The sequence below is a fragment of the Megamonas rupellensis DSM 19944 genome (assembly GCF_000378365.1).
GTDB lineage: Bacteria > Bacillota > Negativicutes > Selenomonadales > Selenomonadaceae > Megamonas > Megamonas funiformis.
Genome location: NZ_KB899574.1, coordinates 74,264 through 89,469 on the forward strand (window position 1 = coordinate 74,264; position 15,206 = coordinate 89,469).

At 33.4% G+C, this 15,206-nt stretch carries 16 protein-coding genes; 14 read left to right on the plus strand and 2 right to left on the minus strand.

Annotated elements, in window-relative coordinates; genetic code table 11:
- Positions 1-126: 126 nt before the first annotated feature.
- From F553_RS0104985 to F553_RS0105030, 11 genes are all read left to right on the plus strand, one after another.
- A complete protein-coding gene (locus F553_RS0104985) occupies positions 127-1,071 on the plus strand; it encodes a sugar-binding transcriptional regulator (protein WP_018999241.1) in 945 nt (314 codons plus the stop codon).
- A gap of 24 nt (positions 1,072-1,095) precedes the next feature.
- Positions 1,096-1,506, plus strand: a complete 411-nt coding sequence (locus F553_RS0104990; RefSeq protein WP_018999242.1) for a transcriptional regulator GutM — start codon at positions 1,096-1,098, stop codon at positions 1,504-1,506.
- Between the two features lie 33 nt (positions 1,507-1,539).
- A complete protein-coding gene (gene srlA, locus F553_RS0104995) occupies positions 1,540-2,091 on the plus strand; it encodes a PTS glucitol/sorbitol transporter subunit IIC (RefSeq protein WP_018999243.1) in 552 nt (183 codons plus the stop codon).
- A gap of 50 nt (positions 2,092-2,141) precedes the next feature.
- The gene (gene srlE, locus F553_RS0105000; protein ID WP_018999244.1) at positions 2,142-3,146 is read left to right on the plus strand and encodes a PTS glucitol/sorbitol transporter subunit IIB; all 1,005 of its coding nucleotides are present in this window, start codon (positions 2,142-2,144) and stop codon (positions 3,144-3,146) included.
- A 35-nt stretch (positions 3,147-3,181) separates the two neighbouring features.
- Positions 3,182-3,550 carry a PTS glucitol/sorbitol transporter subunit IIA gene (locus F553_RS0105005; RefSeq protein WP_018999245.1) on the plus strand — a complete coding sequence of 123 codons (369 nt, stop codon included), beginning with the start codon at positions 3,182-3,184 and terminating at the stop codon, positions 3,548-3,550.
- 42 nt (positions 3,551-3,592) lie between these two features.
- Positions 3,593-4,408, plus strand: a complete 816-nt coding sequence (locus F553_RS0105010) for an SDR family oxidoreductase (protein WP_008538445.1) — start codon at positions 3,593-3,595, stop codon at positions 4,406-4,408.
- Between the two features lie 544 nt (positions 4,409-4,952).
- Positions 4,953-5,522 carry a biotin transporter BioY gene (locus F553_RS0105015; RefSeq protein ID WP_018999246.1) on the plus strand — a complete coding sequence of 190 codons (570 nt, stop codon included), beginning with the start codon at positions 4,953-4,955 and terminating at the stop codon, positions 5,520-5,522.
- A gap of 23 nt (positions 5,523-5,545) precedes the next feature.
- Complete coding sequence (gene bioD, locus F553_RS0105020; protein ID WP_015562626.1) at positions 5,546-6,214, plus strand: dethiobiotin synthase; 669 nt, start codon at positions 5,546-5,548, stop codon at positions 6,212-6,214.
- Positions 6,215-6,266: 52 nt separating this feature from the next.
- Positions 6,267-7,619: an adenosylmethionine--8-amino-7-oxononanoate transaminase gene (gene bioA / locus F553_RS0105025; RefSeq protein WP_018999247.1), complete on the plus strand. Its 1,353-nt coding sequence runs from the start codon at positions 6,267-6,269 to the stop codon at positions 7,617-7,619.
- A 138-nt stretch (positions 7,620-7,757) separates the two neighbouring features.
- Positions 7,758-8,663: a hypothetical protein gene (locus tag F553_RS12495; protein WP_156809623.1), complete on the plus strand. Its 906-nt coding sequence runs from the start codon at positions 7,758-7,760 to the stop codon at positions 8,661-8,663.
- A gap of 16 nt (positions 8,664-8,679) precedes the next feature.
- Positions 8,680-10,590, plus strand: coding sequence for a TonB-dependent receptor plug domain-containing protein (locus F553_RS0105030; protein WP_018999248.1), 1,911 nt, complete (start codon positions 8,680-8,682; stop codon positions 10,588-10,590).
- Between the two features lie 116 nt (positions 10,591-10,706).
- Here F553_RS0105030 and F553_RS0105035 read toward each other — a convergent pair whose 3' ends face one another.
- Positions 10,707-11,186: a hypothetical protein gene (locus F553_RS0105035; RefSeq protein WP_018999249.1), complete on the minus strand. Its 480-nt coding sequence runs from the start codon at positions 11,184-11,186 to the stop codon at positions 10,707-10,709.
- A 47-nt stretch (positions 11,187-11,233) separates the two neighbouring features.
- The gene (locus tag F553_RS0105040) at positions 11,234-11,500 is read right to left on the minus strand and encodes a hypothetical protein (RefSeq protein ID WP_008538452.1); all 267 of its coding nucleotides are present in this window, start codon (positions 11,498-11,500) and stop codon (positions 11,234-11,236) included.
- Between the two features lie 195 nt (positions 11,501-11,695).
- Here F553_RS0105040 and murQ point away from each other — a divergent pair, with 195 nt between their 5' ends.
- The 3 genes from murQ to F553_RS0105055 are packed head-to-tail and all read left to right on the plus strand — an operon-like array spanning position 11,696 to position 15,075.
- Positions 11,696-12,601, plus strand: a complete 906-nt coding sequence (murQ, locus tag F553_RS0105045) for an N-acetylmuramic acid 6-phosphate etherase (RefSeq protein ID WP_018999250.1) — start codon at positions 11,696-11,698, stop codon at positions 12,599-12,601.
- A 13-nt stretch (positions 12,602-12,614) separates the two neighbouring features.
- Positions 12,615-14,003: a PTS transporter subunit EIIC gene (locus F553_RS0105050; protein WP_018999251.1), complete on the plus strand. Its 1,389-nt coding sequence runs from the start codon at positions 12,615-12,617 to the stop codon at positions 14,001-14,003.
- A 4-nt stretch (positions 14,004-14,007) separates the two neighbouring features.
- Positions 14,008-15,075 carry a DUF871 domain-containing protein gene (locus F553_RS0105055; RefSeq protein ID WP_018999252.1) on the plus strand — a complete coding sequence of 356 codons (1,068 nt, stop codon included), beginning with the start codon at positions 14,008-14,010 and terminating at the stop codon, positions 15,073-15,075.
- Positions 15,076-15,206 lie beyond the last annotated feature (131 nt).

Consider the following 15,206-nt stretch of genomic DNA (forward strand, 5'->3'; position numbering starts at 1 on the left):
TATATGGGTGTCGGAACAAATGAGATATGCCATCACATATGTGATGATGCATGTTTAGACAGCTTAGTTTATAATAACTATAGATATTTAAACTTTAATATTTATATTTTGAAAAGAGGTCTTAACATGCAACCCGTATCTAGAAGAATTTTAGTCAAAGTCGCTCATATGTATTATGGAGCCGACATGAAACAAAGTGATATCGCTAAAAAATTAGGAATTGACCGCTCTACTGTTAGTAAATATCTAAAAAGAGCAAAAGAAACTGGTATTGTAAAAATCTTCATAGCTCAAGACAATTTTGAAACAATTGAATCTCAGTTAGAAGAAAAATTTAATTTAAAAGAAGTCTATATCGTCCCATCTAGTGAAAATAAAGATGAAGTTTATTCCAATTTAGGTAAAGCCGGACTAAATCTATTAAAACGTCTAATCAAGGACAAAATGGTAATCGGCTTTAATTGGGGTCGTTCCATGGGGGCTATTGGTTATCAAGCAGCTATTGAAAATTTCCCAGCTGTTGATGCTGATTTCGTACCTTTGGTTGGTGGTTCTGAAAGCTTAGATGTTGACCTTCATGTAAATACAATTTGTTACAAGGTTGCAAATGCATTCCAAGCTAGAAGCCATTATCTTTATGCTCCAGCTATAACGAAAAATACAGAAACAAAAAAAGCAATTATAAATGATACTAATTATTTAAGAATTCAAGACTTATGGGATAAATTAGATGTAGCCTTTTTAGGTATTGGTTCTCCTACATCTGCTTCCAACGTAATTTGGACTGATGGACTAAAATCAGAATACATCACTTCTTCCTTTGGTAATCGTATCATCGGTGAAACTTGCACTCGTTTTTATGATAAAAATGGTAACGAAGTACCAACTGAAGTTGTAGATAGGACAATCTCCATACCTTTTTCTCAATTACATAAAGTCAAATATGTAATCGGAGTTGCAGCTTCTGACGAAAAAGTTCCAGCTATCTATAGTGCATTAAAAGGAAAATTAATCAATATTTTAATCACTGATGAAAGCACTGCAAAAAAATTACTTAATTTTAACAGTTGATAAATAAAAAGGAGGAAAGCTCTCATGTTCTGGACATTTATTGTATTAGGTATAGTAATGTGGCTTCTCCAAGGTTTATTGAATATTTACCAATTAAAAAAATTTAATAAGGAATTAAAAAATCTTCGTCAATCTGGCCGAGTCGCAATCGGCAAGGCCAGAGGCAGATTTAAAGCAGGTTGTCTGTTACTCTTGTGTATAGATGATGACTGTAAAATCATCACCGGAAAAAAACTACAAGGTGTAACAAGTTTTGCCAGATTTAAAGATTTCAATGAATTAAATGGATATTACCTTCCAGAAATCACTGAAACAGACTGCCAAAACTTTGACAAACAAACAAGCTCTGCCATCTTATCTGCCGTTGAAGAATATAAACAATATACAAAACAACAAAAAGAAGCGTCCACATGCATTGAAAATGCATCACAATAATCAAAAAATTCTAAATTAAAGGAGAGAATATTTATGGACACTTTAGTACTACTAGCTCAAGGTTTTATTGGTATGTTTAACAAAGGTGGCGAAACGTTCATCGGTCTTGTTTCTGGTATCGTTCCTACCCTCATCTGCTTATTGGTAGCAATGAATGCAATCATCCTCTTTGTCGGCACTGATAAAGTTGAAAAATTCGCTCATCTCTGTGCTGGTAATGTTATTTCTCGTTACATGATTTTACCTGTTATTGGTACATTCTTCTTCTGTAATCCAATGACTTTATCTCTTGGTAAATTCATGCCAGAAAGATACAAACCATCTTATTATGCAGCAGCTTCTCGTTCTTGCCATACATTAAATGGTTTGTTCCCACACGTAAATCCTGGTGAATTGTTCGTATTCTTAGGTGTTGCTAATGGTATTACTCAACTTGGTTTATCTACAGTAGACTTAGCTCTTCGCTATTTCTTAATCGGTATTTTAATCAACTTCATCGGAGGCGTTGTCACTGACTTCACTACTGCTTATGTATCTAAACAACAGGGCGTAGTTTTAAGTGATAAAGTAAAAACTACTCATTAATTTTTATCAAGCAAATTTAATTCGTATATAAAATAAAGGAGATATTTATCATGGCTCAATATAAAGATGTTATTGTTAATGCTGGTGCTGGCGGATTTGGCGGACCTCTTGTATTAAAACCAGATGATAAAAAGAATAAAGTTGTTAATATTACAGGTGGGGTTATTTCTCCTGTATCTCAAAAAATCGCAGAATTAACAGGTTGCGAACTTGTTGATGGTTTCAAAACTAGTGTTCCTGATGATGAAATTCTCTGCGTAATCATTGACTGTGGCGGTACACTTCGTTGCGGTATTTATCCTAAAAAACGCATCTACACAATCAACTTAAATCCAACTGGTGCAAGCGGCCCTATGGCTAAATATATCACAGAAGATATTTACGTATCCGCAGTAAAAGAAAATTGTATCTCTTATGCTTCCGCTGAAGATGCTGCTAATGCACCAAAAGTTGCACAAGCTCCTGCAGAAGAACCAAAAAAATCCACTTACGATACAAGCAAAAAAATCACTGAACAAACTGATGTAGGCTTTATGGCTAAAGTTGGTAAATTCATGGGATATATCACAGCTACTTTATATCAAGCTGGTCGTGATACTATTGAAACAATCTTAAAAACTATCTTACCTTTCATGGCTTTCGTTTCCATGCTCATCGGGGTAATCTTAGCAAGCGGTATCGGTGATATCATCGCTCATGTACTTACACCTCTTGCAGGCTCTGTAATCGGTCTTGTTATCTTAGCATTAATTTGTTCCTTCCCATTCCTTTCTCCATTCCTCGGCCCTGGCGCTGTTATCGCTCAAGTTATCGGTGTATTAATCGGTGTTGAAATCGGTAAAGGCAATATTCCTCCTAGTCTTGCACTCCCTGCATTATTCGCTATCAACGCTCAGGCTGCTTGCGACTTTATCCCTGTTGGTTTAGGTCTTGCTGAAGCTGAACCTCAAACTGTTGAAGTTGGTGTTCCTTCTGTATTATATTCTCGTTTTATCACAGGTCCAATCAATGTTGTTTTAGCATGGCTTGCTAGCTTCGGTTTATACGAAAGCTAATTTATCAATAATCAATACAAGGAGATTATCTTATTATGAAAAAAATATATTCTACTATTGTTAAAGATTTAGGTCCTATGGCAGAAGATTTTATCGGTGAAAAAATGATTATTCTCTTCAACGAAAATGCTCCTGCTGAACTTGCTGAATTCTGCGTACTTCATACTGGTAATGAATTAACTGATACTGTAGAAGTTGGCGATATTTTAAAAATTAACGATACTGAATACAAAATTGTAGAAGTAGGCTGTGAAGTTCAAAAAAATCTTAAAGATTTAGGTCATATCGCTCTTCGTTTCAATAATAATGAAGAAGACGAATCCTTAGAAGGTAGTCTCTATCTTGAAGATAAAGCAGTTAGCCTTCCTTCAGTTGGCTCTGAAATAGCTATCTTCAAAGCATAATAAATAATAATAACAAAATTATATAAATTGGAGTGATTTTATATGTCATGGTTAGCCCTTGAAGGTAAAACAGCTGTTGTTACTGGTGGTGCTTCTGGCATTGGTAAAGCTGTAGTTCAAGCATTCTTAGATAATGGTGCAAATGTTGTTGTTTGTGATATGAATCCACAAACTCCTGAATATGATTTACATGAAGGCAGTGGAGAATTCCTCTATGTTCCTACTGATGTTACTAAAGCTGATAGCGTAAAAGCTATGGTAGAAGCTGGTAAAGCAAAATTCGGTAAATTAGATATCCTCGTAAACAACGCTGGTATCAATATTCCTCGTCTTTTAGTAGATAAAGATGATCCGTATGGTAAATATGAATTAGATGAAAATGTTTTTGATAAAGTTTCTGCTGTAAATATCAAAGGTGTTTATCTTTGCGCACAAGCTTTAGGACATGAATTCGTAAAAAATGGCGAAGGCGTTATCATCAATATGTCTTCCGAAAGTGGTCTTGAAGGTTCTGAAGGTCAGAGCATCTATGCTGCAACTAAAAATGCTGTTAACTCTTTCACTCGCTCTTGGGCTAAAGAATTAGGTAAACATCATGTTCGCGTTGTTGGCGTAGCTCCTGGTATCTTAGAAGCTACAGGTCTTAGAACATTAGCTTATGAAGAATCTTTAGCTTATACTCGTGGTATCACTGTAGAACAGTTACGTGCTGGATATACAAATACAAAAACAACTCCACTTGGACGTGATGGAAAATTAACAGAAGTTGCTGATATGGTTATGTTCTTAAGCAGTCATCGTGCTTCTTATGTTCATGGTGTAACATTCAACGTTGCTGGTGGTAAAACTAGAGGTTAATAATTATATTATTAAAACTATATAGATAGGACAGATACTTATGCTTAATATAAATAAAAAAGCCACCATGAAATTGCCGTTTCATAGTGACTTAAAGCCTAATCATTGCACAGACCTAGGCTAAGTAAAGCATATGATAAAGATTTTATCCTGTCAAGTAAAACTAATTTATCCCCATCTTAAAAACAGTCAATATTAATTGGCTGTTTTTTTTACTCCTTTTGTAAACCATTCTAAAAAATAAGTTGACAATAATTTAAATATATGTTAATTTATATTTGTTCGTTTATATATTATTTATTGGAAGAAATTGTCACTCCATACTACTATTAAAAATTTACCTTATTGAAATATTCGAACCACAGTGACAATTTCTTTCAATAAGTTTATTCTCCTTTAAAGTTTCTACATATTTAATATTAAATATAAAAACAATACCAAACACTTCTCGTATTAACAGGCTTTTATAGTAACTGAAAATTACGAGAAGATTTTCTTTTATATACCAGAAATAAACTATAAACTCTTTTGAATTGGTGATTTTATGATATTAACAAAGAAAAAAGAAATTTTATCTACGAAAAGTATGATTTTATCATCTTTATTCGTAGCTTTAATCGCGATCGGTGCTTTTATTAAAGTACCAGTTCCTGTTTGTCCCTTTACTTTGCAATTATTATTTACTACTTTAGCTGGACTTCTTTTGGGCGCTAATCTTGGTTTTGTCAGTGTCTGTGTTTATATAATCATTGGCTTAATCGGTATTCCTATTTTCACTGAAGGCGGTGGCCCTGGATATATTTTTCAGCCAACGTTTGGTTATCTAATTGGTTTTGCCTTTGGTGCTTATGTCGCTGGATATCTCACACAAAATCGCACTAAATTATCTTTCATTTATCTACTATGCGTTAACTTCCTCAATCTTTTAATCGTTTATGCCTTTGGTATGGTTTATGTATATATCATCAACAATTTTTATTTAAACACTCCTATTGGTATTTGGCCTGTATTTTTATATTGTTTCTTATTAGCTGTTCCTGGTGATATTGTTCTTTGCATTCTCGCTGCCATATTAGGTAAAAAATTAATACCTAATTTAAAACATTATAAATAAATTATTTAGAAAAGAGATGTCTTATGAGTAAAGGTATTTTTATTACTGCAACTGGTACTGATATCGGCAAAACTTATGTTACTGCCTTATTAGTAAAAAAACTTCGCGAAGCTAATTTCAATGCTGGCTATTATAAAGCAGCTTTAAGTGGTGCTGATAATATCGCTGAAAGTGATGCTGGCTTTGTCAATCGCATTGCCAATATCCATCAAGATGAGCAAACTTTATTATCTTATCTATATAAAAATGCTGTATCTCCTCATCTAGCTGCTAAAATCGAAGGCAATCCTGTAGAAAAAGATACTGTAATTTCTGATTATGCTACTGTACAAAAAAATTATGATTATGTAACAGTTGAAGGTAGTGGTGGTATAATCTGCCCTATTCGCTATGATGATAAAGCTAAATATTTTCTCACAGATATCATAAAATGGCTACATCTACCAACATTGATTATCGCTGATGCTGGTCTTGGTACGATAAATTCTGTAGTATTAACAGTGGAATATTTAAAACATCAAAATATTAAAGTGCAAGGAATTATTTTAAATAATTACACTGGTGGCATTATGCAAGAAGATAATATCAAAATGATTGAAGATTTAACTGATATTCCTGTCATAGCTTTAGTAAAACCAAATGATAAAGATATCGATATTGATGCTAAATTTTTAGCAAGTTTATATTTATAATTAAAAACTAACTACAATTAAATATTAAATTCAAAAGAAATGGATTGATTTTATGTGTAATATTAATTGGATAGATGAAGATTTAAAATATATCTGGCACCCTTGCTCACAGATGAAAGATTATGAAGAATTAAAACCTATCGTTATCGACCATGGAAAAGGTTCTTATCTTTATGATATCAATGGCAAAGAATATATCGACATCATCAGCTCATGGTGGTGCAATCTCTTAGGACATGCCAATCCTAAAATCAATGAAGCTATCAAAAATCAATTAGATAATCTAGAACATGTTATTTTTGCCAATCTTTCACATAAACCAGCTATCAAACTTTGTCAGGAATTGATTAAAGTCGTGCCTAAAGGTTTATGCAAATTCAATTTCAGTGATAACGGCTCTGCTTCTGTAGAATGTGCTTTAAAGATGGCTTTCCAATACCATTATCAAACAGGCAATCCGCAAAAACAGCGTTTTATGTGTTTATCCGAAGGTTATCATGGTGAAACAATCGGTGCTTTATCCGTAGGTAGCATGGATTTATATGCAAAAATCTACAAACCAATGCTCATGAATGCTGTACATACATCAGCACCAGATTGTTATCGTTGCCCTTATCATCAAAATCGTGAAACTTGCAAATGTGAATGTTTCGTGCATGCCGAAGAAGATTTCGCTAAATATGGCAATGAATTAGCAGCTGTCATCGTTGAACCACTCATTCAAGGTAGTGCTGGTATGCGAATTTATCCGCCACTTTATTTAGAAAAACTTCGCAAACTCTGTGATGAATATAATGTATTATTAATCGCTGATGAAATCGCAACTGGCTTTGGTCGCACAGGTAAGATGTTCGCATTTGATTATACAAATGTTTCACCTGATATCATGACTATTTCCAAAGGTTTGACAGGTGGCTATATGCCAATGGCGATAACTATAACTACACAAAAAATCTATGATGCTTTTTATGCAGATTATAATGAAGGCAAAGCGTTTATGCACAGCCATACTTATAGTGGCAATCCATTAGGCTGTAGTGCAGCTTTAGCTGTACAAAAAATCTTGCGAGAAGAAAATATTTTAGCCAAAGCTCAAGATACGGCAAAATATCTCCATGAAAAATTACAAGCAACTTTCTTAAATCATCAAAATGTCGGTGAAATCCGCCATTTAGGCTTGATAAATGCCATTGAACTTGTAAAAGATAAAGATACAAAAGAAGCTTTCGACAGCAAAAAACGTCTTGGCTATCAAATATATAAAAATGCCCTCCAAAAAGGTTTATTGCTTCGCCCTCTAGGTGATGTATTGTATTTCAATCCGCCATTAAATATCGATAAACAAACATTAGACAAAGCCATTTCTATTTGCCATACTTCCATAAATGAAGTTTTAAATTCCTAAAATTAAAGACTATATTTAGACTAAAAATTTCTCTTAGTTTAAATATAGTCTTTTTTTATATATCTTTCCCTATAATTCCTTGATAATCTAGTTCTAAAAATTATATACTATAAAAAAACACATTTTTAGGGTATCTATATGATTTTACGCAAACAACAAAAAAAATTTAAATTACGCTTTCGTGCCTTTAAACGAAAACCATTTTTATTTTTACGTCATTTTTTACTCATCATTATTTTTCGTTTTTTCGGTGTCATTATTTGTTTGTTTTTCACAGTCTTACCTTTACCACTCAGCAACTTCATTCAACATTTGATGAATTTAAATCTATCGCTTAATTCACTAAAAGATATCCTCTCATCTGTAAAACAACTCGCTACTAATTTTTATACCATAATACCTTCAACCAATGATATTATGCGTTTTATCAAATCATTTTTGTTGAATTTTTCACCTAGCAATTTTTATAATATCTTACGCAGTCTACCTCATGATTTACGCCAATTATTTTTACAAATATTTGATTATTTACGTCAACGCTTAAAAGATATACGCTTATTTATCAGGTCTTTATTTCCCTTGCGACAAGCTTTCTCGCGATTTCATAAATTCATCATTACTCATGCTAGATTAGCTAGACGTCTATTTCGCAATCTATTAATGGTATTTTTTAACGTATTATTGATAAAAATATTATTCTTAATCATTATCCCATTACTTGGTATCAGTACTATTTATTTTATCGGTATAGACATCAGCTTGATTATCATTGCTACATTGAGTTTATTGACCTCACAATTAGGTACTTTAATCGGTAAATCAGTTACTAATATTCTCATTCGTCTATATGATATAATCCAACAACGAACAACTAAAATGAATATATTTTTATTTCTTATCGCTTTGCTTTACAATAAAATATCTTTATTTATCAAAAATATTCGTCTACGTTTAATTTTTCTTTTTAGTTGTCTTTTGCAAAAAATATGTCTATATTTTATTGCCCTTTATCTTTATTACAAAATCCAACGACAAAAATTCTAATTAAGGAGCATAACTTATGTATTCTAAAAAATCTCTTTCTCTTTTATTAGCACTTAGTGCATTTAGCTGTTTTATGCCCACTACATTTGCCAATGAAACACCTAATGCTCATAGCTTAGTTGAAAATAATAATCTCATTGCTTCACCTAATTACACTACAATTATCACTAAAGAACAAATACACGATAATCACTATAAAAATCTAGCAGAAGCTCTTTCTTATGCCAATGGTGTAACTGTAAATTCAGGCTCACTGAATACTTCTCATATGGTAGTGCGCATTGATGGAGATGATAGAGTAGCTATCTTCGTTGATGGTCGTCGCATGAATATGAATAAAGGTATCATGAGCGGTCGTGCATCTTATGATTTAGATTTATTGCCATCTATAATGAATGTAGAACGCATCGAAATTCTTCATGGTGCAGTTGGTTCTACATATTTAAATTATGATACTCCTGCTGGGGCTATCAATATCGTTACTAAAAAAGGCGATAAACGTGAAACAACTGTTGATTTAGCTGCTGGTGAACACGGCTCTTGGAAAGTTAAAGCCATAACAAGCGGTAGCTTAGATGATTGGTCATGGGTAGCTACTGGTGGCTTTGATAATGTCGATTATATGAAATATAAAGGCACAGATGACCACACTCATGAAATGCCAAATTCCGACAACAATCGCCGTGAAATGGCTTATCGCATTGATAAGAAATTGACCGACAACACTTCTTTAACTTTTGACTATGGTCATCTAAGCAACGATACAGGCACTTGGATATCCAAAAATTATCCACAGGATTATAATTATGAAAAATTAATCAATCATTTCGCACTCACTTATAATTATAAAGAAAATACTGAGACTCCAGCATTTTTAGCAATTTATCACTATTATACTCAAGGAGATAGCTATATCCCTACTGGGCTAAGTGATCAAGAAAATGAAAAGACTTATAGTCGCTGGGAAAATACTACTCAAGGTATTGATTGGCATGATGCTTGGAAAATCAGTAAAGACCACACCATTTCTGCGGGACTTACTTATCGTAAAGATGAAGTTGATAATATCAACAATGATTACAATAATATTTTCAGTGGCAATTATAATAAATCTATGGATAATTTTTCCGTTTACCTACAAAGCACTCGCCGTTTTGATAAATTAACACTGACTGGAACATCTGCTTACAATAATAACAGTGAATTCGGTGGAAAATACGTTTCTAATGGTGCTTTAGATTATAAACCTGATGAAAATACTGTTATCTATGCTTCTTTAAGTCAAATTTATGCTACACCATTTTTAGATGATTTATATTTCAATAATGCTCATATTCAAGGAAATCCTAATTTGCGACCAGAGACAGGTTATAAAGGTAGTCTAGGTGTACGTTATAAATTAAATCCTACAAGCAATATCAATTTCAATGCTTTCCTAGAAAATATAGATGATCCATTGGGCTGGAGATATGAACATAATAAATTCCATGCTGTAAATTTTGAAAATCAGAAAAAACGCGGTTTCCAATTAGAATATAATAAAATTTTCAGTCCAAAATACGATATGTCTCTTGCTTATACTCGTACAATCACACATACTGATTTTGCTGATGGTAATGGCAATCAAACTGATGTCAATGCAGTAGCTCCAAGTAGCTATAAACTTCGCTTTAGTTATCATGACGATACATGGCATAATAATATTTTACTAAATGCTGTATCTGGTAGAGATACAAATTATTATAGCGATAGCAATTATTATATACTTGACGCTAATCTCAATTATAAAATCAATGACCAATGGTCAACATATCTTAAATTAGCCAATATCACCAATGTATCTTATGAAACTATCGGCTCTTTCTTAGATGGAGATTGCCCTGCTCCTGGTAGAACTGTACTCATGGGTATGGAATATACTTTCTAATTAAATCTAAAATATAAATAATAAAAAGGTAGATTAATTCATATATTTAATCTACCTTTTATTTTTTTGCTCGTTTATTTTGCGATATTTAATTTTCAAATCATTTAATAATATTATTAAGTGTTTTTAGCAATGATAGCACCGATTACACCGCCAATTAATACAGCAGCTGTGATATCGCCTTTATCATAATCTTTGTCGCTATCATCATCGCGGTCATCTCTATCATCACGGTCATGACGTGGAGGTCTATCTCTATCCCAATCATCGTCATCATCATCATGACGAGGTGGTGGTGGAGTCCAATCATCATCGTCTCTATCAGGACGAGGTGGTCGCTTATCATCTCTGTCATCATCGCGAGGTGGAGGTGGTTTTTTCCAATCCTTATCCTCATCAGAGCGACCTCTATTCCAATGATCATCTTTATCAAAGCCGACTGTATTGAATTGCTGTTCATAAGCAACATTTGTATTCAAAGCTGCTGCTGAAGCTTGATTCATACTATAAACATAACTCACTGGACTGCATAAGAAACAAGATAATGATACAGCTGTTATAATTTTTTTCGCTCGCTTAGAAAATAATTCTTTCATTTTGCTACCCTCCCTATCTAAAAGTTATATACATATTAAATTAAACATCAAGTATTTTTAGCAATTACTGCACCAATTACGCCACCGATTAACACGGCAGTTGTGATATCTCCTTTATCGTAATCATTATCATCATCTTTATCGTGTCTATCATGTTTTGGTGGAGGAGGTGGTGGATCATGTCTTTCTTCATGACGAGGAGCTGCACTTACTGTGGATAATTGTACAGCGTAACTCACAGGGCTACACAAAAAACATGCTAGGGCTATTATTCCGATAAAATTTTTCAAACGTCCTTTAATTAATTTTAACATATTTACACAACCTTTTATACATCTTTTTTTATTTATGTACATCTTATACGTTAAATATATCATAAGAAAATTAAATTATACTTAAAATATTATTTAAAATTAATTAAAAAATCTTAGCTTATCCTTGCCAATAAAAAACTCATTATCTATAATGAAAAAAAGTATTAAATATTTTTAAAGGAGTATCTTTTATTTATGATAAATTTAAACAATCTCTTAACTGAAAAACGCAATCCTTATACATTAAATATTGATAATGTATCCACTTTGGAAATGTGTATGCTTTTAAACGAAGAAGATAAACGCGTAGCTATTGCCATCAGAAATGTTTTACCTCAAATTGCTATGGCTATTGATGAAATCACCTCTCGCCTCAAAGACGGTGGTCGTTTATTTTATATCGGTGCTGGCACATCAGGTAGACTTGGCATCTTAGACGCTGTGGAATGTCCACCAACTTACAGCACTAACCCTGAAATGGTACAGGGAATTATCGCAGGTGGTTATAATGCAATCTTCAAAGCTCAAGAAGGTGCAGAAGATTCTTTGACTCTTGCTCAAGAAGATTTACAAGCAAAAAATTTATCTGCCAAAGACTGTGTTGTCGGTATCGCAGCCAGTGGTAGAACTCCTTATGTAATCGGCGGATTAGATTTTGCCAATAGCATAAATGCCTTGACTATCGCCATTAGTTGCACTAGCAATAGTGAAATCAGCTCTCATGCAAAAATCGCTATCGAAGCTTTGACTGGCCCAGAAGCAATCACAGGTAGCACACGCATGAAAGCAGGTACTGCCCAAAAAATGATTTTAAATATGCTCTCCACTTGCACCATGATAAAATTGGGCAAAGTCTATAGTAATTTAATGGTTGATGTAAAATCATCTAATAAAAAACTCGAAGAAAGGGCAAGACGTATATTAATGGAAGCTACTAATTGCGACCGACAAACTGCTATTGATACTTTAGCCATCACTCAAGGCAAAGTAAAACCTGCAATTTTAATGCTACTTGCCAATATTTCCTATGAAGAAGCACTCTCTAGCTTAAATAATAATGAAGGTTTTATCTCTAAATCATTAAATAGTATGAAAAAATAATTGCGAGGTTTCTATGAATTTACACCAAACAGCTTTTGCTATCTATGAACTTATGAAGTCATTTTCTATCTTAAAAATAACTAATTGTATGACTAGACTTCGCTTACAATTAAACACAGAAGATATCGCTAATTTACCCTTAAAAGAATTAAAAAATATTCCCAATGTCTTAGGCGTAAACTTAAATGATAATGAACTACAAATCATCTTAGGCCCTGGAAAAGTAAATGAAGTAACTTCTGAATTCAAAAAATTATATGCAAATAAAAATCTTGAAACTAATGCTCAAAATACAAATCAAGATACAAATAACAATCAAAAACAATTTGGCAATGCCGAAGAACTTCATCAACAAATCCGTAAAAAAAATGCTACACCTTTTAAATTATTATTAAAACGCATTTCTAATATCTTCATGCCACTTATACCTGCATTTATCGCTTGCGGTCTAATTACAGGATTATTAAATATCGCTTTTAAAATTGATCCTACACTTACAAACTACCCTGCAATCCAAGTTTTACAAATAGCAGGAAATGCTGTATTTTTCGGCTTAAATATCTTTGTCGGCATCAACACCGCCAAAGAATTCCATGCTTCTCCCATGCTCGGCGGTACTATGGCAGCCATCATCACACACCCCATGCTCAACAATATCAGCCTATTTAATATAGATTTACTCGCAGGTCGTGGTGGTATCGTTGCCGTCTTATTAGTAGTAGCTTTTTCCTCATGGTTAGAAAACAAATTACACAAAATCGTGCCGAAAATTTTAGATTTATTCTTAACACCACTACTTGTAATTTTAATCGCCACCTTCCCTGCTCTATTCATCTTACAACCTATCGGCGGTATTATCGCTGAGACTATCGGCGTAGTTGTAACATCTGCAATTAATTCTGGTGGTGCTATCACTGGCTTTATCATCGGCGGTATCTTCTTGCCACTCGTTATGACTGGTCTTCACCAAGGACTGACACCTATTCACGCTGAACTGCTCAATCAATATGGTGTTACTATCCTTCTGCCTATCTTAGCCATGGCAGGAGCAGGGCAAGTCGGTGCTTCTATCGCTGTATATCTCAAAACTAAAAATAAAAAATTAAAACAAACTATAGCTTCTGCCCTTCCTGTCGGCTTCATGGGCATTGGCGAACCTTTGATTTACGGTGTAACCTTACCACTTGGCAAACCATTCATCTCCGCTTGTATCGGCGGTGCTTTCGGTGGTGCAGTCCAAGCATTTTTCCATGTAGGTGCTACCTCCATTGGCTTATCTGGTCTACCACTCACAGCAAGTACAGATAAAATGCTTTATTATCTAATCGGACTTTTCACAGCCTATATTTTCGGCTTTATCGCCACATTAATAATCGGCTTTAACGATCCTATCGAGGAGTGATATTTTGCAAAACGGCATTCCCATTTATCTTGGCTTAGATAATACATTAGAAGAAAATTTGAATTTAATTCATCTAGCCCATAAATATAATCTCAATCGCATTTTTACCTCATTTCATATACCAGAAACAGATATTTCCCATTTTCAACAAGATTTACAGACAATTTTAAAACTCACACAAAAATATAATATGGAAGTAATCTGTGATGTATCGCCAAACACTTTAGCTCTATTAAATTTAGATACATTAAATATCCAAGAATTAACTACTCTTGGCATAACTACACTTCGCTTAGATTTTGGCTACAGTGCCGAGCAAATAGCCAAATTAAGTCATCAAAATATAAAATTACAATTCAACGCTTCAACTATCACTCAAGAATTTCTTGATGAATTAAATCATTACCAAACAGATTTTCAACATATTGATGCACTCCATAACTTTTATCCTCGTGAAGGCACAGGTCTAAACGTAAAAAAATTACAACAACAAAACGAATTACTTCATAAATATAATATTTCCGTAGGTGCTTTCATACCTAGCTATAATAAAGCTCGCTCACCAATCAAAAAAGGCTTGCCAACATTAGAAATGCACCGCTATCAAACAGCCAGCCTTGCCATGCGACATCTAAAATTACTAGGTATCGATTCCATTTTTATCGGCGATAGCCTACCTACAGAAGACGAAATCCAAGAATTAGCTAATTTAACAGATGAATATATCTTATTAAAAGCAAAAAAATTAACACAAAATAAAGGCATACTAAAAGTCTTACAAGAAAACACCTTCACCGCTCGCCTAGATGAAGCAGACGGAGCCATTCGCACCCAAGAAAGCAGAGCATTATTCAAACAAATATATATCTGCCCTGAATATATCGCCCCTAGAGAAATAGGCTCTATCACCTTAGATAATGCCCTTTATGCACGCTACGCAGGAGAAATGCAAATCATCACCCATGCACAAAAAAAAGATAATAAAATCAATACCATTGCTAAATTATTAGACAGCGAATTAATTTTATTACCTTATATAAAACCAAATAGCAAATTTAAAATAAAAGTTTAAATTAAATTTATAGCTAAAAATCAATTACTTTTCTTTCATGAGCAAGAAAAGTAACAAAAGAACTCTACCTCCCGATACCAATTTTTCTTTGTCAATTATAAAACCATGACTATAACGCTCTAAACTCGCTT

What these genes read in the sequence shown, in the direction of transcription:
- F553_RS0104985 (WP_018999241.1), top strand. Translation starts at nt 127, where the DNA reads ATGCAACCCGTATCTAGAAGAATTTTAGTCAAAGTCGCTCATATGTAT.
- F553_RS0104990 (WP_018999242.1), top strand. Translation starts at nt 1,096, where the DNA reads ATGTTCTGGACATTTATTGTATTAGGTATAGTAATGTGGCTTCTCCAA.
- srlA (WP_018999243.1), top strand. Translation starts at nt 1,540, where the DNA reads ATGGACACTTTAGTACTACTAGCTCAAGGTTTTATTGGTATGTTTAAC.
- srlE (WP_018999244.1), top strand. Translation starts at nt 2,142, where the DNA reads ATGGCTCAATATAAAGATGTTATTGTTAATGCTGGTGCTGGCGGATTT.
- F553_RS0105005 (WP_018999245.1), top strand. Translation starts at nt 3,182, where the DNA reads ATGAAAAAAATATATTCTACTATTGTTAAAGATTTAGGTCCTATGGCA.
- F553_RS0105010 (WP_008538445.1), top strand. Translation starts at nt 3,593, where the DNA reads ATGTCATGGTTAGCCCTTGAAGGTAAAACAGCTGTTGTTACTGGTGGT.
- F553_RS0105015 (WP_018999246.1), top strand. Translation starts at nt 4,953, where the DNA reads ATGATATTAACAAAGAAAAAAGAAATTTTATCTACGAAAAGTATGATT.
- bioD (WP_015562626.1), top strand. Translation starts at nt 5,546, where the DNA reads ATGAGTAAAGGTATTTTTATTACTGCAACTGGTACTGATATCGGCAAA.
- bioA (WP_018999247.1), top strand. Translation starts at nt 6,267, where the DNA reads ATGTGTAATATTAATTGGATAGATGAAGATTTAAAATATATCTGGCAC.
- F553_RS12495 (WP_156809623.1), top strand. Translation starts at nt 7,758, where the DNA reads ATGATTTTACGCAAACAACAAAAAAAATTTAAATTACGCTTTCGTGCC.
- F553_RS0105030 (WP_018999248.1), top strand. Translation starts at nt 8,680, where the DNA reads ATGTATTCTAAAAAATCTCTTTCTCTTTTATTAGCACTTAGTGCATTT.
- F553_RS0105035 (WP_018999249.1), bottom strand. Translation starts at nt 11,186, where the DNA reads ATGAAAGAATTATTTTCTAAGCGAGCGAAAAAAATTATAACAGCTGTA.
- F553_RS0105040 (WP_008538452.1), bottom strand. Translation starts at nt 11,500, where the DNA reads ATGTTAAAATTAATTAAAGGACGTTTGAAAAATTTTATCGGAATAATA.
- murQ (WP_018999250.1), top strand. Translation starts at nt 11,696, where the DNA reads ATGATAAATTTAAACAATCTCTTAACTGAAAAACGCAATCCTTATACA.
- F553_RS0105050 (WP_018999251.1), top strand. Translation starts at nt 12,615, where the DNA reads ATGAATTTACACCAAACAGCTTTTGCTATCTATGAACTTATGAAGTCA.